The sequence below is a fragment of the Stenotrophomonas sp. Br8 genome, from assembly GCF_014763005.1.
GTDB lineage: Bacteria > Pseudomonadota > Gammaproteobacteria > Xanthomonadales > Xanthomonadaceae > Stenotrophomonas > Stenotrophomonas lactitubi.
In genome coordinates, this window is sequence record NZ_JACGTN010000016.1 from 223,368 (window position 1) to 241,317 (window position 17,950).

Below are 17,950 nucleotides of genomic sequence, written 5' to 3' on the forward strand. Positions count from 1 at the left end.
CTGCCGCTACTGAACGTCACCCAGGAGTACTGCCATGCGTCGATCCTCCCTGTTGCTGCTTGCGGCCATCCTGCCGCTGGCGGCCTGCAGCCATGCCGGTGGCAACACCTCCGCCGAGGTCGGCAGTCTGCCGGCCAAGGTGTCTGACGGCCCCCAGGAGTGCAAGCCTGAAACGCTGGAAAGCTTTACCGGCAGGGTCGCCGACGAAGCGACGATCAAGAAGCTGGTGGCAGACAGTGGCGCGCGCAACGCACGCGTGGTCAAACCGGGCATGGCGGTCACCATGGACTTCCGCCAGGACCGCGTGACCGTGCAGGTGGACGCGCAGAACCGCATCGAGCGCGCCAGCTGCGGTTGATCAACCGGGGTAGTGCCGGCCGCTGGCCNNTGCCGGCCAGCGGCCGGTACTACCGGTTCAGAGCCGCTCGGCCTTGCCGCTTTCCAGCGCACGCGCGATTACCTGCTCTGCCTGCTTCGCGGCCTGCACCTGCAGGCGTGCCTGACGCTCGCCCAGTGCCGCCTGCTTGCTGCCCAGCACGGCCTGCTGGCTTCCCAGCGCAGCCTGCTGACTGGCGAGACGGCTCATTTCGCGGCTGCGCTCGGACTGCAGCGCCTGGTTGCGGGCAACCTGTGACGCCCGCTGTGCTTCAACCGCGGCCTGCCGTGCAATCGCTGCATCATCCGCCGCGCCACGGGTGGCCCGCGCCGCTTCGGCTGCCGCTTCGCGGTTGATGTCGCGATCGTTGATCGCACTGCGTGCAGCCCGTGCGGCGGCAAGGGCGATCTCACGTGCCTCTTCACCCTGCAGCCTGCCCAGTTCACCCTGCTCGCGGCCGAGCTGGCCCTGCTGACGACCCAACGCACTCTGCTGGCGCCCCAGTTCGCTCTGCTGGCGGCCCAGATCGGCGGCGCCGGCATAGGCACGCTGCAATGACTGGATCAGCATCGGATCACGTACCACGTAGCGCTTGTCGCCTTGACGGAACCACAGTGCCGGGCCGTCACCAATCCGGCTGCGCGCCTGCATCACATCGTCCATGCCGGCATTGGCGAACGCCTGGCCATGATCGACCAGCACGAAGGCCTGCTGCGGTGGCGTGCCGAGATCGAGCTGGCCATGGGTGACGATGGTGGTTCCGGTGTGCGAATGGGTGCTCGTGTCCTGCTCCTCGTACTCGTCAGCATCGGCCGGTTCTTCCGGCTCAGCCGGCTCAGCCCAGTCGGCAGGCTCTGCAGGCACGGCGGCCGCTGGCGGTGCTGCGGGGGCCGCGGGGGCGGCAGGCGCGGCTGGCGGCGGCGGCGCAGGCACAGCGCGCGGCGGTGCCGGCGGCGCAGGCGGAACCGGCGCGGCCACGAGGCGCATCGGCGCCACACCCACGGCCAACACGACCAGGGTCAAGCCGACGGCCAGCAGGCGCGGGCACGCCCGGTGCGACTGCAGCGAGAGCAGGCGGCGCTTGAGGCTGGTGGTGCTGGGCGCTGCGCTGGCCACGCCGAGGTGCGGCTGCGGCGCCACACCCAGCTGCAGCAACAGGCGGCCATAGGCATGGCGGCTGGCGCCATGTTGGCCGACCACGGCCGCATCCACCGCTTCCTCGCGGGCCTGGGCGTATTCGCGCACGGCCAGTCGCAGCAGAGGATTGAAGAAGAACAGGTGCTGGGCCAGGGCCGGCAGCAGTCCCCATTGCAGGTCACGGCGCTGCAGGTGCTGCAGTTCGTGGGTCAGTGCCAGATCCAGCGCATCGCCCTGCAGTGCGTTCATTCCCGCCGGTAGCAGCAGCACCGGACGGAACGGCCCGACCAGCTGCGGCGCATCAACCTGGTCGCTCATCCAAAGGCGTGGTGCGCGGCGCAGGCCGTGCGCATCCGCGGCCAGCTGCAGCGCCTGCACCAGCGCCTGGTCCTCGCACGGATACGACGCAGCCAGCAGCGCGCGGCAACGGCGCCATTCGCCGAAGGTCCGCAACGCCATCAGCAGTACGCCGGACATCCACAGCGCGGCCAGTGCCAATGCCCACCAGGCCACCGGCGTGCTGCCGACATCGCCCATCGGCGTGTTCGCCAGCAGGTGCGCCGATGCCTCCGGTGCCATCGTATACATCGCGTCCGCGGCAAGATCCACGGTCGTCATTGCCACCGCATCGGATGCGGGCAGCCAGGCCAGCTGCAGCGGTTGGCTCCACAACAGGCCGACCACGGCCTGCAGCGAAACCAGCCACCACAAGCGGCAACGGGTGGCCGCCGACAGTGTCGGCAGCGCGCGGCACAGCAGGTACACCAGCGCCACCAGCAGCACGGTCTGCAGGCTCGTCCAGCCCAGCCGCTCCAGCATCGGAATCAACATCGAGGTATCCATGGCTCAGTCCTCCTGGCGACGCGATTGCAGTTCGGCCACCAGCGCTTCCAGTTCGGCCAGTTCGTTGTCGCTGACCTTCTGCCGCTGCGACAGGTACGCCACGAACGGCGACACCGAGCCCTGCAGGGTGTTGTCGACGAACTGGGCGACGGCACCCTGCAGCACGCTCTCCGGGCCGCGGGTGGGCTGGTAACGGTAGACGCCCTGCTGCTGCCGACGCTGCAGGTAACCCTTGGCGCGCAGGCGCTCCATCATCGTCAACACGGTGGACCGGGCCAGCCCGCGCGGTTCGCCATAGCCGCTGGCGACCTCGCCGACGCTGGCCGGCGCCTGCTCATCCACATACTGCAGCAGGGCCAGTTCCTGGTCCCCGATGGTCTTGCCACGCATGACAACACTCCCTTGACTACACGTGTCGCCACTGTTGCCGTGACGACACCTGTAGTCAACCCCCCGGAAGTCATGGGCCGACGAACGGTAGGGGACGCGGCCGGGGGCGAATCAGGGGTCAGATCCCTTTCGCATGCAGAAGGGATCTGACCCCGTCCTGCACCGGTGCAGCTGCCGGCCAGCGGCCGGCACTACCACAGCGTCAGCCGCGCGGCCCACCCATCACCGGCAGGATCACCCCGCTGATGTAGCTGGCACACGCCGGTGAGGCCAGGAACACATACGCTGGCGACAGCTCTTCCGGCTGTGCCGGCCGGCCCATGTCGCTGTCCTTGCCGAACTCGGCCACGTCCTTCGCCTGCTTGTCGGCCGGATTCAACGGCGTCCACACCGGGCCCGGCGCCACGCAGTTGACCCGGATGCCGCGCGGCAGCAGCTGGCTGGCCAGCGCCTTGGTGAACGCATGGATCGCGCCCTTGGTGGCCGAGTAGTCGATCAGTGCCTTGCTGCCAAACAGGCCGGTTTCCGAACCGGTGTTGATGATGCTGGCGCCCTCGCCCAGATGCGGCAGCACCGCACGCGCCATCTGGATGTAGCCGCCGATGTTGGTCTGCAGGGTTTCCTGCAGGTGCGCGTCTTCCAGGTCTTCCAAGCGCTCGCAGTGCAGCTGGAACGCCGCGTTGTTGACCAGGATGTCGATGCCACCGAAGGCCTTGGCCACCTGTTTCACGGCCTTGTTGCAGAAGCGCGGATCGCGCACGTCGCCGGCGATCACCACGCAGCGGCCGCCCTCCTTCTCCACATGCTGGCGGGTCAGCTCGGCGTCCTTGGTTTCGTCCAGATGCAGTACGGCAACGTCGGCGCCTTCGCGGGCAAACAGCACCGCCACCGCGCGGCCGATGCCGGAATCGCCACCGGTGACGATCGCGCGCATGCCCTGCAGCTTGCCGCTGCCGACGTAGTCCGGTGCAAGGAAGCGCGGTGCCAGTTCCAGTGCATGCTCATGGCCGGGCTTGGCCAGATGCTGCGCCGGCATCGTCTCCGGCTGCCGGCGCGGGCCGGCTTGGGTAGCGGTCTTCTTTGTCGCCTTTTTCGTCGCCTTCTTCGCTACGCGTACATCCTTCGCCTTTTCCTGGTCCTGCAGACGCCGTTGCCGCGCGGCCACACGCGCCGCGCGCGGATCGGAAGCGGCGGCCTTGCGGGTCGCGGTCTTCACCACGCGTGGGCGCTCGGACGTGGTGGCTTCGGCGGCGGCTGGCGCGGTCTGTGTACCTTTGCGCACCTTCGGCGATGCCTTGCGGCGGGCGGGGGTCTTCCTGGTGGTGGCCATGCAGGTCTCCTCGGGGGATGGGGGTTGCCGGCCAGCGGCCGGCACTACCGGGGCGCGTGCGCCGCAGTACCGGGGGCGGCGTGCGCCGCTCGTGCAGTGTCTCCACGCAGGCTGTTGGCGGCAGTGAGCGCACCGTGTCCATCGCGTGCACGGCATTCATTCCGCCACCACGCCTGTCGTCGCACCCTGCAGGCCACAACACGAGGAACGTCCCCCATGAAACATGCCATTGCCACCGCCGCCGTCTGCTTCGCTCTCGCCGCCTGCAGCAGCAGCCCCGTCGCCCAGATCCAGCCGATCGATGGGGTGATTTCCGGCCAGTGCCATTCGGACATGGTGCGCGGTGCGGTCGGCCTGGCAGCATCGGATGCCACCGTTGAGCGCGCCCGCGTCGACAGCGACAGCCTGCACGTGCAGGTGCTGCGTCACGACGGTCCGCGCGTGCCGCCCGCCAGCGAAGGCGGTGAGCGCCTGACCATCGAAAAGGGCCGCACCAACAACATTACTGCCATCTACTGCGGCTGATCGTTACGACGCGCCGCCGCGCTTGGCCAGGCGGCGCGCCCGACGCAGCACTTTCAGCGTCGCCTGTTCCCACTGCCGCGGGCCGCGCAGGCCCGCCAGTGCAGTCAGCTCGCCGCGTTCCCACCCGGCGAACACGCACGGGTCGATATAGGCCTTGCGGCATACCGCAGGGGTATTGCCCAGCCGTGCCGCCACCTGGCACACCACTTCGCGCTGCGCCTTGGCCAGCGCGCGTTGGCTGGCCGGTTCGGGCAGCTCGGTGGCGGCGAAGGTCTGCACGGCGGCCAGAGTTCCGCCCCAGGTACGGAAGTCCTTGGCGGTGAAGTCTTCGCCCATCACTTCGCGCAGGTAGTCGTTCACCGCGCCTGAATCCACCGGCTGCACCTCGCCCGCGTCGTCGCGATACTGGAACAGGGCCTGCCCCGGCAGTTGCTGCACGCTGCGCACCAGCGCGCCCAGCCGACGGTCGCCCACCGTCACCTCATGCAACTGGCCGGACTTGCCGCGGAAGCGCATGCGCACGCGGCCCCCCCGAAGCAGGTCCAGGTGACGGTTGCGCAGCGTTGTCAGGCCGTACGACTTGTTCTCCTGCGCATAGGTCTCGTTGCCCACGCGCACCAGCGTGTCTGCCAGCAGCGCCACCACCACCGCCAGCACCTTCTCACGGGGGAAGCCGCTGCGCTTGAGGTCGCGGCCGAGCCGCCGTCGCAGCGCCGGCAACGCTTGGCCGAAGGCGATGATGCGGTCGAACTTGCCGGCATCACGCACCGCCGCCCAATCGGCGTGGTAGCGGTACTGCTTGCGCCCGCGCGCGTCGCGGCCGGTGGCCTGCAGATGGCCGTTGGCATGGGCGCAGATCCACACCGCGGTGTAGGCCGGGGGCACGGCCAGCGAGCGGATGCGCTGCAGCGTGGCGGCATCGCGTATGGCATGACCGTCGGCATCGCGATAGGAGAAGCCTTTGCCAGCGCGGACGCGGCTGAAACCGGGCTGTGTGTCATCGACGTAGCGCAGGCCGGCGGCGCGCGCGGCCTGGCGTTCGGGTGTAGGGGGGGTGGGCATGCCGTCAGTCTGCCGAGCGGCGCGGCGTGGCCACGTCAATAACGCAAGACAAACACGTGAGGGTGGGTTCGCCGCTATGCTCGGCCTTTCACCGTCCCTTCCATTCCGGAGTCATGATGTCGTTCCCGATCCGCGCCCGTTCCCTCTCCGCCCTGCTGCTGCCGGCCGTGCTGGCCCTGACCGCCTGCCAGGCGCCGTCGCTGGATGAGCAGGACTCGGCCACCGCCCACGCACAGCAGGCCGCCGAGGCTGCCAAGGCGCCGGCCGACGAAGCCGGCAAGGCCACCGAAGCACCACCGGTCGGCAACTGCGACGCCAGCCAGGTGCAGAGCCTGGTCGGCCAGGCCTATACCGAAGCACTGGGCAAGCAGGCCCAGGAAGATGCAGCGGCCAAGCAGATCCGCGTACTGCACCCCAATGACGTCACCACGATGGAGTTCGTGGGCGACCGCCTGAACATCGAGGTGGACGCAAAGGACGTGGTCAGCGGCGTCCGCTGCGGCTGACCCATCCCGCGCCGGCAAGCGTTTGCCGGCGCTTTGGTTGCGGCTGCAACCGTGTATTGCGGCGTTGCAGCAACCTGTGATCTAGTCGAGGCATCCGGTGGCCTCACGATGCGCTCCAGGGATTGAGCGGGCAGGAGTGTCCCCGTTCATTTCAATCTGCATCGAGGTAGAGATGGCCCCCCGCAACCGCCAAGGGCTTTACGACCCGCGCTCCGAGCGCGATGCCTGTGGATTTGGCATGGTCGCCCAGCTCGACGACCAGCCTTCGCGCCTGCTGGTCGATACCGCCATCGCCGCGCTTTCGCGCATGACCCACCGTGGTGGTGTCGCCGCCGACGGCCTGACCGGTGATGGCTGCGGCCTGCTGCTGCGCCGCCCCGATGTGTTCCTGAAACTGCTGGCCAGTGAAGCGGGCATCGCCGTCGGCGCGCGCTTCACTGCCGGCCTGGTGTTCCTGCCGCACGATGCCGACGACGCACAGGCGTGCCGCACACAGCTGCAGCAGCAGATCGAGGCGGTGGGCTGCAAGGTGGCCGGCTGGCGCGAGGTGCCGACCGACGACAGCGTCTGTGGGCAACTGGCGCGCGATACCCTGCCGCGCATCGAACAGGTGTTCGTCGATGCCGGCGTCGGCCAGGATGACGCCGGTTTCGGCCTGGCCCTGTTCCTGGCCCGTCGCCGCAGCGAACAGCTGCTGCGTGCGCACGCCGACTACTACGTCACCACGCTCAGCCCCAATGCCATCAGCTACAAGGGCATGGTGCTGCCGGACAAGCTCAGCCGCTTCTTCCCGGACCTGCAGCGCCGCGAACTGGCCTCCAGCGCCATCGTGTTCCACCAGCGCTTCTCCACCAATACGCTGCCGCGCTGGCCACTGGCACACCCCTTCCGGATGCTCGCCCACAACGGCGAGATCAACACCATCGAGGGCAACCGCCGCTGGGCGCAGGCGCGCAGCAAGGTGTGGAAGACGCCACGCTTCGACATCGGCGAATTCGACCCGGTCATCTCCATGCATGGCTCGGATTCGCAGAGCCTGGACAACATGCTGGAACTGATGGTGTCCGCTGGCATGGAGCTGATCCAGGCCCTGCGCATCCTGGTGCCGCCGGCCACGCAGTCGTTGGAATTCAAGGACCCGGACCTGGCTGCGTTCTACGAGTTCCACGGCCTCAACAGCGAGCCGTGGGACGGCCCGGCCGGCATCGTCGCCTGCGACAGCCGCTACGCCGTGTGCACCCTCGACCGCAACGGCCTGCGCCCGGCGCGCTGGATGCTGACTGCCGATCGCCACTTCCTGGTCGCTTCCGAAGCAGGTGTGTGGGAAGTACCGACCGAGCGCGTGGTGCGCAAGGGCAAGCTCGGCCCGGGCGAGATGATCGCCATCGACCTCAAGCGCGGTGACCTGCTCGATTCGGAGGCCATCGATCGCATCAACCGCGGCCGTGCACCGTACAAGCAGTGGCTGCAGCAGGGCGTCACCTACCTGCAGACCGAACTGATCGACCCCTCGCTGGTGGAAGAGCCGTTCGACGAAAGCACCCTGCGCAGTTACCACAAGCTGTATCAGCTCAGCAGCGAGGAAGTGGAGCAGGTGCTGCGGCCGCTGGCCGAGACCGAACAGGAAGCCACCGGCTCGATGGGCGATGACACGCCGATGGCCGTGCTCAGCCAGCGCAGCCGTCCGCTGTACGACTATTTCCGCCAGGCCTTCGCGCAGGTCACCAACCCGCCGATCGACCCGCTGCGCGAAGACTGCGCGATGTCCCTGTCCACCCAGCTCGGCAAGGAGACCAACATCTTCCATGCCGGCCCGGAGACGGTGAACCACGTCATCCTCAATTCGCCGGTGCTGAGCCAGCGCAAGCTGCGCCAGCTGCTGAAGATGGACCAGTACGTACAGGCCAACCGCCTGCTCGACCTGTCCTACAGCGAAGAGGAAGGCCTGCGTGCAGGCATCGAACGCATCTGCGCCGAAGCCGAAGAGGCCGCGCACGATGGCATGGTGATGCTGCTGCTGTCCGACCGCTACCCGGTGGCCGGGCGGCCGATGGTGCATGCGTTGCTGGCCACCAGTGCGGTCCACCACCACCTGTCGCGCCTCGGCCTGCGCTGCGACGTCAACCTGATCGTCGAGACCGGCAGCGCGCGCGATGCGCACCACATGGCCTGCCTGCTCGGCTTCGGTGCCACGGCGGTATACCCGTACCTGGCCTACCAGACCCTGTTCGACCTGGGTCGTCGCGGCATCCTCAAGCTCAGCAAGGGCGGCGAGCAGTCGCAGATCGGCCGCCGCTACCGCAAGGGCATCTACAAGGGCCTGTCGAAGATCATCTCGAAGATGGGCATCTGCACCGTGGCCAGCTATCGCGGTGCGCAGCTGTTCGAAATCATCGGGCTGGAACCGGAGGTCGTGGACCTGTGCTTCCCCGATACCGCCTCGCGCATCGGTGGCGCCGGTTTCGCACGCCTGGATGCCGATGCACGTGAACTGTGCGCGCAGGCCTGGGATGCACAGCAGGGCGTGGATGTCGGCGGCCTGCTGAAGTATGTGCACGGCGGCGAATACCACATGTACAACCCGGACGTGGTGACCACCCTGCAGCGCGCGGCGCGCAGCGGAGACCCGCGTGCGTGGCAACAGTACTGCGATGCCGTGCATGCGCGCCCGCCCTCGGCGTTGCGCGACCTGCTGCAGCTGGTGCCGGCGGCGACGCCGACGCCATTGGACGACGTCGCACCGGCCAGCGAGCTGTTCCCGCGCTTCGATACCGCGGCGATCAGTCTCGGCGCGCTCTCGCCCGAGGCGCATGAAGCGCTGGCGATTGCGATGAACCGCCTCGGCGGCCGCAGCAATTCCGGCGAAGGTGGCGAAGACCCGGCGCGCTATGGCACCGACAAGCGCAGCAAGATCAAGCAGGTGGCGTCCGGCCGCTTCGGCGTCACTGCCGAATACCTGGTCAATGCCGAAGTGCTGCAGATCAAGGTCGCCCAGGGCGCCAAGCCCGGCGAAGGCGGTCAGCTGCCCGGGCACAAGGTCAATGAACTGATCGCGCGGCTGCGCTATGCCAAGCCCGGCATCGGCCTGATCTCGCCGCCGCCACACCACGACATCTACTCCATCGAAGATCTGGCGCAGCTGATCTACGACCTCAAGCAGGTCAACCCGACCGCACTGGTGTCGGTGAAGCTGGTCAGCCATGCCGGTGTAGGCACGATCGCTGCCGGCGTGGTCAAGGCCGGTGCCGACCTCATCACCATTTCCGGCCACGACGGCGGCACCGGTGCTTCGCCGGTCAGCTCGATCCGCTATGCCGGCGTGCCGTGGGAACTGGGCATCGCCGAGGCGCACCAGGCATTGGTGGCCAACGACCTGCGTGGGCGCACCCTGCTGCAGACCGACGGCGGCCTGAAGACCGGCCTGGATGTGGTCAAAGCCGCGCTGCTGGGTGCGGACAGCTTCGGCTTCGGCACCGCGCCGATGATCGTGCTGGGCTGCAAGTACCTGCGCATCTGCCACCTCAACAACTGCGCCACCGGCGTGGCCACCCAGGACGAACGCCTGCGCGAGAACCACTTCACCGGCCAACCCGAGCGCGTGGAGAACTTCTTCCGCCTGCTGGCCGAGGAAGTGCGCGGCTGGCTGTCGGTGCTGGGCGCACGCTCGCTGCAGGAGATCGTCGGCCGTACCGACCTGCTGCGCCAGCTTGAGGTCTCGCCACGCGAGGACGTGCGCGTGGATCTCTCGCGGCTGCTGGCCGACGCCAGTTACCCGGGCAGCCACTGCGCCGCACAGCGCCTGTACGAATCGCCGGACAGCCTGGCCACGCAGATGGACGGCCTGCTGGCTGAGGCCATCGAGCACAAGCGCGGCGGCGAACATCGCTTCCTGATCCATAACACCGACCGCAGCATCGGCACCCGCTTGGCCGGCGCCGTCGCGCGCGCGCACGGCAACCAGGGCATGGCCGAATCGCCGCTGGAGCTGCGCTTCCGTGGCAGCGCCGGGCAGAGCTTCGGTGCTTTCAACGTCGGCGGCCTGCACCTGGAAGTGGAAGGTGAAGCCAATGACTACGTCGGCAAGGGCATGGCCGGTGGCCGCCTGGTAGTGCGTCCGCCGCGTGGCGCACGCTTCGAGGCACGCAGCACCGCGATCATCGGCAACACCTGCCTGTACGGCGCCACCGGTGGCGAGCTGTTCGCCGCCGGCCGTGCCGGTGAACGTTTCGCCGTGCGCAACTCCGGCGCACTGGCGGTGGTGGAAGGCGCAGGCGATCACTGCTGCGAGTACATGACCGACGGCGTGGTGCTGGTGCTGGGCAAGGTCGGCCTCAACTTCGGTGCCGGTTTCACCGGCGGCCTGGCGTACGTGCTGGACGTGGACCGCGATTTCGTCGACCGCTACAACCACGAGCTGATCGACATCCATCGCGTGTCCGCCGAAGGTTTCGAGAACTACCGCCAGCATCTGCACCGTCTGATCGGTCGTCATCGCGAGCTGACCGGCAGCATCTGGGCGCAGCAGATCATGGATGAGTTCCGCGATTACATCGGCAAGTTCTGGCTGGTCAAACCCAAGGCCGCCAGCATCGAGTCGCTGACCGAAACCCTGCGCCGCGCTGCATAACGGTAGTGCCGGTCGCTGGCCGGCAACCCAGGATCACGTAGTGCCGGCCGCTGGCCGGCATCCGGAAAACACCACAGAGCCCGCCATGAGCCGCAAGCACGCCTTCCAGTTCCTCGATCTGCCCCGGACCATGCCGCAGCGCATCCCGGTCGAACTGCGCACCTCCGGCGACTGGGGTGAGCTGTACGGAAAGTTCGGCAAGGAAGACGCGCAGTACCAGGCCGGACGTTGCCTGGACTGCGGCAACCCGTACTGCAGCTGGAAGTGCCCGGTGCACAACGCCATTCCGCAATGGCTGCAGCTGGTGCAGGAAAACCGCATCCATGAAGCGGCCACGCTGTGCCACAGCACCAACCCGCTGCCGGAAGTGTGCGGCCGGGTGTGTCCGCAGGACCGTCTGTGCGAAGGCAGCTGCACGCTGGAGGAATTTGGCGCGGTCACCATCGGCGCGGTGGAGAAGTACATCGTCGACACGGCACTGGCCACCGGCTGGCGGCCGGATATGACCGCGGTGCAGCCCACCGGCCACACGGTGGCCGTGATCGGTGCCGGCCCCGCAGGCCTGGCCTGTGCCGACCGCCTGGCGCATGCCGGCATCACCGCGGTGGTCTACGACCGCTACGAGCAGGCCGGTGGCCTGCTGCAGTTCGGCATCCCCAGCTTCAAGCTGGACAAGGACGTGATCCGCCGCCGCCGCGACGTGCTCGAAGGCATGGGCGTGCAGTTCCGCCTCGGTGTGGAGATCGGCCGCGACATCAGCCTGCAGCAACTGCTGGACACCCACGATGCAGTGTTCGTCGGTACCGGCGCCTACCGCTACACCGATGGTGGCCTCGACGGCCAGGACCTGAAGGGCGTGCTGCCGGCACTGCCGTTCCTGGTGCAGAACAGCCGCATCGTCGGCGGCGATGATCCGCAGGGCCGGCCGATCGCCGGCTGGGAAGACCAGATCGCCCTGCCCGACCTCAATGGGAAGCGCGTGGTGGTCCTCGGCGGTGGCGACACCGGCATGGACTGCGTGCGCAGTGCGGTGCGACTGGGTGCCGCCAAGGTCACCTGCGCCTACCGCCGCGACGAAGCCAACATGCCGGGCAGCGCGCGCGAAGTGGCCAATGCACGCGAGGAAGGCGTGCGCTTCCTGTTCAACCGCCAGCCGCTGTCGATCGAGGCCGGCGCCGACGATGAAGTGATCGGGGTGACGGTCATCGAGACGCGTCTGGGCGAACCCGATGCCAACGGCCGCCAGAACGCGGTGCAGATCGAGGGCAGCGAGTCGCTGCTGGAAGCGGACGTGGTGATCATCGCGTTCGGTTTCTCGCCCAGCGTGCCGTCGTGGCTGGCCGAGCATGGCGTGGAGGGCCAGGCCAATGGCCGCATCCTCGCCGGAGGCAAGGGCAAACTACCCTTCCAGACCGCCCATCCGCGCCTGTTCGCCGGTGGCGACGCGGTGCGCGGTGCCGACCTGGTGGTGACCGCGGTGGCCGAAGGTCGCGACGCCGCTGCCAGCATCGCGCGGCTACTGGCGCACTGACAGACCGAGCGGCATCAGCGCTGCGGCCAGGATGGCATGCAGTGCCTGGCGCTCAACCGGCTTGGCGATGAAACGATCGATGCCAGCGTCGAGGCAGGCCTGACGGGTACTGTCGAGCACGCTGGCGGTCAACGCGATGATCGGCACCCTTGCCGCATCGGCACGCGGATCGGCGCGGATCGCGCGGGCCAGGGCAAAGCCATCCATGCCCGGCATGTGGCAATCGGTGATGACCAGCGCGAACGGTTGCGTCTGCCACGCCTGCCAGGCCTGCTCGCCACTGGCGGTTGCATGCACCTGCAGGCCCAGCTCCCGCAGGCGCTGGACCAGCAGCTGCAGGTTGGTGGGATGGTCTTCGGCAACCAGTACCCGCACCGGCGGCAACGCTGGCAGGCCAGCCGCATCATCACGATGCTCCACCGACGGCGCCTCACAGGCCGGCAGGTACAGGTCCAGCCACACCGTGGTGCCCGCGCCCGGCGTGCTGCACAGGTGCAGCTGCCCGCCCATCGACGCCGCAAGCTCCCGGCATATCGCCAGGCCCAGGCCGCTGCCGCCGAAGCGCCGGGTGGTGGAGGCATCGGCCTGGGTAAACGCTGCGAACACCGCCCGCTGGCGCTCGCGGCTGATGCCCACGCCGGTGTCGGTCACCTGCAGCCGCAGCTGCTGGCCATGCTCACGCTGCTGCAGCACCCGCACCTGCAGGTCCACCCCGCCCTGCAGGGTGAATTTCAGCGCATTGCCCGCCAGGTTGAACAGGATCTGGCGCAGGCGCAGCGCATCGGCCAACGATCCCCGCTGCAGCGCGGGATCCACCTCGCAGCGCAGATGCAGCCCCTTGCTCGCCGCCACCGGTACCAGCAGACGCTGCACCGCCCGCAGCAGCTCGGCCAGGTCAGTGGGCAGGCACTGCGGTGGCTGTGGGCCGGACTGCAGGCGTTGGCTGTGCAGCACGTCATCGAGGATCTGTCGCAGCATCTGCGCGGCATCATCGATGGTCGCCAGTACCTGGCGCTGGCGCGCATCCAGTGCGCCGCTGCCGAAGCGCTCCAGCATTCCCAGCAGGGTGCTCATCGGCGTGCGGATCTCGTGGCTCATGGTGGCCAGGAAATGGGTCTTCGCGGCGGCATCCTGCTCCGCGTCACGCCGGGCATCGTTCAACGCCTGCGTACGTGCGCGCGCCTCGGTGACATCCATCCAGTACCCGCTCCATTCCACGCCTCTGTCGCTGCAGGCAATCGGTCGCCCGTGCGAACGTACCCAGCGCCAGCCGTTGGGGCCGCGCGTGCGGAAAGTGATGTCGATGGGCCCGCGCACCAGTGCGGCGGCGTCGACGCAGGCCAGCACCGAGCGGCGGTCCTGCGGATGGACTGCGGCCAGCAGACTGCCATGGTCGACCCGCGCGGTATCCACGCTGATCCCGAACAACGCGTGCACGTCGCCGGCAATGTGGGGAACGCTGTACTCGCCGGTGCTGCTGCGCCGCGCCCGGTACACCACCGCCGGCAGGTTGGCGGTGACGTCCTGCAGGCGCTGTTCCAGCGCCTGCCTGCGCAGGCCTTCGCGGTGCAGCCGCCAGTAGCCGAACGCATACACCAGGCTCATTGTCAGCAGCACCAGCAGCACAGCGATCGACCCGCGCAGGGGTGACACCGGCGCGTGGCCGCGACGAGGGGACGTCACGATCCAGTGTGCCCGCAATGCCTCGCGCTGCTCCTGTGTCATGCCTGCCTGCAGCTGGTTGAAGCGGGCTACCAGATGCGCGCACGCCGGCAGCGTGGCCAATACCAGTGCGTCGCTGAAGCCGGCCGGCGCTGCCACGTCCAGCGCGTCGCCCGGCTGATTGCGCAGCGTGGCTTCCACGTCCACCAGGTTGCCCACCACCGCATCGACCTGGCCGCTGATCAGCAGCCGCAGTGCCGTGTCCAGTGTCGCCACCTGCAGCAGCGGCACGGCCGCACCCGACTCCTCCAGCATCCTGGCAAGCGGCACGATGTCGAGGCTGGCCACGCCGCGGCCGTGCAATCCGTCGAGGCCGATGATCGGCGGCGCGTCGGGGCGTCGCACGATCACCTGCGGCACCTGCAGGTAGGGCACGCTGGCCATCCAGCCTTTCGGCTTCTGCGCACGCGGCCAGCCGAGCACGGCCTGGGTTCCGGCAGGCAGCGCGCCGGCGGCCAGCGCCGTCGCCGCGACCGGTGTGGCGCGCAGCGTGGGGTACTGCTCCTGCAGCAGCGCCAGGTAGACCGCCACCAGGCCCTGTGGCGTGTCGTCCAGACTGGATGACAACGGTGCACGGTCAGCGGGGTAGGCAAGCAGGATGGGGCCTTCGCACTGTCCGGCCCAGGCCTGTGCTGACAACAGCGACAGGGCGACGATGCGGGCCAACGGGCCAGCGACATTCACGGTGGACATCCTCATGTCGCAGGCAGGGGCATGGCCGCATCGCGGTACGACCTCCCATCACGCTAGCGACGCGCTTCCCAGCAACAATGAGGAAATGTGTAAAACCCTCCGAAACCGTCAATAGCGACATACACTGCCGCTTCTACCGATCCCGGAGCTTTCGATGCGCATCGGCCTGGCCGCCAACCGTCTCCATCACAACGACGCGCGCGCGGCACTGTTCCGCTGGCTGCGCGCCAGCGAACCCGGGCTGCGCGAACTGGGCGTGACGCTGTGTGCGGTCGGACGTACCCACGATGCGATCCAGCGCAACGGTTTCCTTGCCGGTTACGACGGCCTGCAGCGCTATCCGTACGGTCGCGAAGGCGGGTTGATGAAGCTGGTGGCCGAAGTGGTGGGCATGGGCGCCGAGCGTACGCTGGACGGTGCGGTCTATCTGATGGATCCGGTGGATCCTTCCTCGGTGTTCCCCGAGGCGACCGCGCTCAAGCGCCAGTGTGTAATCCACGGCAAGCCTTTCATTTCCACCGTGGCCACCGCCCGCGACTGGATCGAGGTGGAACGCATCCATGCTGGCCTGGCCGCCGATGCCGGCGCCGACGAGCTGCATGCGTTCGAAGGGCAGACGCTGGCGTTGATCGCGCACGATGCGATGAAGCCGGCGATGCTGGCGTTCGCCGACGAACACTTCGACGTACTGGCGCGCTTCGGCGAACGCGTAGCCACCGGTACCACCGGCCAGCGCTTGAACGAGCTGGCCTGGAGCCGCGGCTGGCCCGCGGATACGGCGTGGGTGACGCGTTACCAGAGCGGCCCGATGGGAGGCGATGCGCAGATTGCCGACCGCGTGCTGGAAGGTCGTTGCCAGCGCGCGATCTTCTTCGAGGATCCGCATGTGGCGCGCCAGCATGAAGCGGACATCCAGCTGCTGGAGCGGGCGGTGACCACGGTGACCGATCAGGCGGTGTGCATCACCGCTCCGCGGGTGGCGGCGCGATGGGCGGAGGCGGCCGCCAAGCGCGCGGGTCGATGAGGTTATCGGCCAACGGCTGAGCCCCTCGTGGTGGCCGTTCAAATCAAAAGCTGTGCTTGGCCGGACGGGTGGGCCATGCAGGGGACGCTGCAAGTACATCCATGTAAGCTCGATGGCGCCATCCATGGCGCCAACGCCCCTGCATGACCCACCCGCCCGACCTCAGACAGTTTCCGTGCCACCACGGAAGAGAAGAAGAGCAGGAGCAAAGCGGGTCGCGCGTTGTGCGCGCTTCTGTAGAGCCGAAGGTAGCGGCAGGAGCCGCTGCCAACGTCGCTTGCGACGGCCCGGAGGGTGCCGGTCAGGACGACCGGCATAGCCATGCTCGGCTGCTCTTGGTCGCGGTGGCTGAACATCCGCGCCGCGCGCGATAGCCGAGCATGGCTCGGCTCTACAAAATCACAGTGCTACAGCAGCTGCCGAAGCATTGCTTTCAATCTGCGCCCTTCCAGCTGGAAGTAGTCGCGCTGCGCTCGCCAGTCGGGGAAGCGTTGTTCTACTTCGTGCCAGAACGCCGGCGAGTGGTTGGCCTGGATCAGGTGGCAGAGTTCGTGCACCAGCACGTATTCGAATGCGGCGGGGCTGCCCAGTACCAGTGCCAGGTCCAACGCCATGCTGCCGTCGGGGGCCAGCGAGCCCCATTGCGAGGACATCACCTTCAAGCGCAGGCGGCTGGGCGCGCGTGGCAGGCCGGGCAGGTACTTCGGCAGCCAGCGGCCGACATCGGCGCGGGTCTGTGCTTCGTAGAACTCGCGCAGCAGGCGGCGCAGGGTCGCGTCGCCGCCACGGCTCGGCCATTGCACGCAGGCACCGTGTTCGTCGATTTCCAGTCGTGCGTAGCGGCCTTCCTGCCAGCGCAGCGGCAACAGTTCGCCGCGCAGCGGCAGCACACCGTCGACGCCAGGCTGCAACGCGGCGGGCAGTCCATGCCCCTGGTAAAGGCGCAGCTGCAGGCCCAGCCAGTCACGATGCTGTTCGAGGAAGCGCTCGCCCATCACCAGGCTGGCGCGCGGCGGCAACGTCAGTCGTGCACCGCGCTCATCGACGCTGAGCTTGATCCGGCGCGCGCGCGGATCACGCACGCGCAGTACCTCGATCTCGACATCCTCCAGCCGCAGGCGAACGGTGTCGCGCTGTACGGTGGCGGCAGGGACCGGCGAGATCAGGCGGCGCAGCAGACGGCTCATGGTCCCAGCATAGCGCCGTGCGGGGCCGCCGGATGACCGGCGGCCGACGGCCTGCCTGTTCAGTCAGCCTTGCTGAGCTTGAAGGCTTCTTCAAGCAGCAGGAACAGGCGACGGATCTCCGCGCTCTGCAGGGCGAAGCGGGCGTCGAACTCGGCGCGGCGGCCGTCTTCGTCAGCGTGCTCCAGCTGGTCCAGTGCGCCGTCCAGGAACTTCAGCTTGCGCACGATCAGGTCGTCGCCCAGCACGAAGGACAGGTTGTCCTCGAACACCAGGGCCAGCTTGGTCACCTGCTTGCCGGCGTCCAGGTGCTTGTCGATCTCGTCGCAGCGCAGTTCCTGGTGCTGGCACTTGACCACCGCGCCGCCTTCCACCGGGTCCTTCATCTCGCACTCCTCACCCAGGCTGAAGCCGGTGGGCAGGGGCTCGCCGGCGATCCAGCCGGTCAGGATCGAACGCGGCGCGACCTCAGCATTCAGCGGCATCGCCGGGAAGCTGCCGAGCAGGCCACGGATGTCGGACATGAAGTATTCGCCGGTCTTGCGGCTGGAGGTGTCCACCACCACGTAGCCGTGCAGCTGGTCGATGAAGGCATCGTTGCGCGAGGACTTCACAAAGGCGCGCGGCAGCAGTTCATGCAGCAGGTCGTCCTTCATGCGCTTGCGCTCGCGGCCACCGGGGCGGCGGCCTTCCTTCTCTTCGATCTCTTCCAGCTTGCGCTCGAGCAGGTCGTTGACCACCGCGCCGGGCAGGATCTTGTCCTCGCCACCGACGGTCAGCCACAGGTGTTCGGCAATGCGGTGCGAGAGAGCTTCCTTCTCTTCGCGGCCGAACGGCGAGATGAAACCACGCGAGTTCATTTCCAGCGCGCCGACCGGCTTGAGCAGGGCGTGCGGCAGCAGGGTGTCGACTTCGGAAAAATCAGTGGAGGTCGGGAAGCGGAAGAACGTCAGGTTGCGAAAGAACATGGAATTCCGGTGTCTGAAGAAGAAGGGCGCCC

13 protein-coding genes are annotated in these 17,950 nt (G+C 68.1%); 6 read left to right on the top strand and 7 right to left on the bottom strand.

Annotated features, from left to right (window positions below; genetic code table 11):
• Nucleotides 1–34: 34 nt before the first annotated feature.
• Complete coding sequence (locus H3005_RS15085) at nt 35–358, top strand: I78 family peptidase inhibitor (RefSeq protein WP_191078498.1); 324 nt, start codon at nt 35–37, stop codon at nt 356–358.
• A 57-nt stretch (nt 359–415) separates the two neighbouring features.
• Here H3005_RS15085 and H3005_RS15090 read toward each other — a convergent pair whose 3' ends face one another.
• The 3 genes from H3005_RS15090 to H3005_RS15100 form a co-directional block, all read right to left on the bottom strand.
• Complete coding sequence (locus H3005_RS15090; protein ID WP_100554328.1) at nt 416–2,356, bottom strand: M56 family metallopeptidase; 1,941 nt, start codon at nt 2,354–2,356, stop codon at nt 416–418.
• A gap of 3 nt (nt 2,357–2,359) precedes the next feature.
• Nucleotides 2,360–2,746: a BlaI/MecI/CopY family transcriptional regulator gene (locus tag H3005_RS15095; RefSeq protein WP_025876036.1), complete on the bottom strand. Its 387-nt coding sequence runs from the start codon at nt 2,744–2,746 to the stop codon at nt 2,360–2,362.
• A gap of 202 nt (nt 2,747–2,948) precedes the next feature.
• Nucleotides 2,949–4,076 (bottom strand): SDR family oxidoreductase, encoded by a 1,128-nt coding sequence (locus H3005_RS15100; protein ID WP_100554327.1) that lies wholly within the window; start codon nt 4,074–4,076, stop codon nt 2,949–2,951.
• A 216-nt stretch (nt 4,077–4,292) separates the two neighbouring features.
• On the opposite strand from H3005_RS15100, the gene H3005_RS15105 reads away from it, so the two are divergent.
• The gene (locus H3005_RS15105) at nt 4,293–4,601 is read left to right on the top strand and encodes a hypothetical protein (protein ID WP_100461762.1); all 309 of its coding nucleotides are present in this window, start codon (nt 4,293–4,295) and stop codon (nt 4,599–4,601) included.
• A gap of 3 nt (nt 4,602–4,604) precedes the next feature.
• Here H3005_RS15105 and H3005_RS15110 read toward each other — a convergent pair whose 3' ends face one another.
• Complete coding sequence (locus tag H3005_RS15110; protein WP_100554326.1) at nt 4,605–5,663, bottom strand: DNA topoisomerase IB; 1,059 nt, start codon at nt 5,661–5,663, stop codon at nt 4,605–4,607.
• A 116-nt stretch (nt 5,664–5,779) separates the two neighbouring features.
• Between H3005_RS15110 and H3005_RS15115 the strand changes: the two genes are divergently transcribed.
• The 3 genes from H3005_RS15115 (at nt 5,780) to H3005_RS15125 (ending at nt 12,327) form a co-directional block, all read left to right on the top strand.
• Nucleotides 5,780–6,169 (top strand): I78 family peptidase inhibitor, encoded by a 390-nt coding sequence (locus H3005_RS15115; protein WP_100554325.1) that lies wholly within the window; start codon nt 5,780–5,782, stop codon nt 6,167–6,169.
• Between the two features lie 172 nt (nt 6,170–6,341).
• Nucleotides 6,342–10,796, top strand: a complete 4,455-nt coding sequence (gene gltB / locus H3005_RS15120) for a glutamate synthase large subunit (RefSeq protein ID WP_191078499.1) — start codon at nt 6,342–6,344, stop codon at nt 10,794–10,796.
• An 85-nt stretch (nt 10,797–10,881) separates the two neighbouring features.
• A complete protein-coding gene (locus H3005_RS15125) occupies nt 10,882–12,327 on the top strand; it encodes an FAD-dependent oxidoreductase (protein ID WP_100554323.1) in 1,446 nt (481 codons plus the stop codon).
• Here H3005_RS15125 and H3005_RS15130 read toward each other — a convergent pair.
• Nucleotides 12,313–14,742: an ATP-binding protein gene (locus tag H3005_RS15130; RefSeq protein WP_223880264.1), complete on the bottom strand. Its 2,430-nt coding sequence runs from the start codon at nt 14,740–14,742 to the stop codon at nt 12,313–12,315. The genes H3005_RS15125 and H3005_RS15130 overlap by 15 nt on opposite strands.
• Nucleotides 14,743–14,896: 154 nt before the next feature.
• On the opposite strand from H3005_RS15130, the gene H3005_RS15135 reads away from it, so the two are divergent.
• Nucleotides 14,897–15,766, top strand: coding sequence for a methylglyoxal synthase (locus H3005_RS15135; RefSeq protein WP_100554322.1), 870 nt, complete (start codon nt 14,897–14,899; stop codon nt 15,764–15,766).
• 407 nt (nt 15,767–16,173) lie between these two features.
• Here the strand turns inward: H3005_RS15135 and H3005_RS15140 are convergent, their stop codons facing one another.
• Both H3005_RS15140 and H3005_RS15145 read right to left on the bottom strand, forming a co-directional pair.
• Nucleotides 16,174–16,953: a SprT family zinc-dependent metalloprotease gene (locus H3005_RS15140; protein ID WP_100554321.1), complete on the bottom strand. Its 780-nt coding sequence runs from the start codon at nt 16,951–16,953 to the stop codon at nt 16,174–16,176.
• Between the two features lie 59 nt (nt 16,954–17,012).
• Nucleotides 17,013–17,918: a recombination-associated protein RdgC gene (locus tag H3005_RS15145; protein WP_089241793.1), complete on the bottom strand. Its 906-nt coding sequence runs from the start codon at nt 17,916–17,918 to the stop codon at nt 17,013–17,015.
• Nucleotides 17,919–17,950: the final 32 nt, after the last annotated feature.

Excerpts from the sequence above, each read along its gene's own strand:
- H3005_RS15110 (WP_100554326.1), bottom strand. The coding sequence starts at position 5,663 with ATGCCCACCCCCCCTACACCCGAACGCCAGGCCGCGCGCGCCGCCGGC.
- H3005_RS15090 (WP_100554328.1), bottom strand. The coding sequence starts at position 2,356 with ATGGATACCTCGATGTTGATTCCGATGCTGGAGCGGCTGGGCTGGACG.
- H3005_RS15100 (WP_100554327.1), bottom strand. The coding sequence starts at position 4,076 with ATGGCCACCACCAGGAAGACCCCCGCCCGCCGCAAGGCATCGCCGAAG.
- H3005_RS15135 (WP_100554322.1), top strand. The coding sequence starts at position 14,897 with ATGCGCATCGGCCTGGCCGCCAACCGTCTCCATCACAACGACGCGCGC.
- H3005_RS15140 (WP_100554321.1), bottom strand. The coding sequence starts at position 16,953 with ATGAGCCGTCTGCTGCGCCGCCTGATCTCGCCGGTCCCTGCCGCCACC.
- H3005_RS15095 (WP_025876036.1), bottom strand. The coding sequence starts at position 2,746 with ATGCGTGGCAAGACCATCGGGGACCAGGAACTGGCCCTGCTGCAGTAT.
- H3005_RS15125 (WP_100554323.1), top strand. The coding sequence starts at position 10,882 with ATGAGCCGCAAGCACGCCTTCCAGTTCCTCGATCTGCCCCGGACCATG.
- H3005_RS15145 (WP_089241793.1), bottom strand. The coding sequence starts at position 17,918 with ATGTTCTTTCGCAACCTGACGTTCTTCCGCTTCCCGACCTCCACTGAT.
- H3005_RS15130 (WP_223880264.1), bottom strand. The coding sequence starts at position 14,742 with ATGTCCACCGTGAATGTCGCTGGCCCGTTGGCCCGCATCGTCGCCCTG.
- H3005_RS15085 (WP_191078498.1), top strand. The coding sequence starts at position 35 with ATGCGTCGATCCTCCCTGTTGCTGCTTGCGGCCATCCTGCCGCTGGCG.
- gltB (WP_191078499.1), top strand. The coding sequence starts at position 6,342 with ATGGCCCCCCGCAACCGCCAAGGGCTTTACGACCCGCGCTCCGAGCGC.
- H3005_RS15105 (WP_100461762.1), top strand. The coding sequence starts at position 4,293 with ATGAAACATGCCATTGCCACCGCCGCCGTCTGCTTCGCTCTCGCCGCC.
- H3005_RS15115 (WP_100554325.1), top strand. The coding sequence starts at position 5,780 with ATGTCGTTCCCGATCCGCGCCCGTTCCCTCTCCGCCCTGCTGCTGCCG.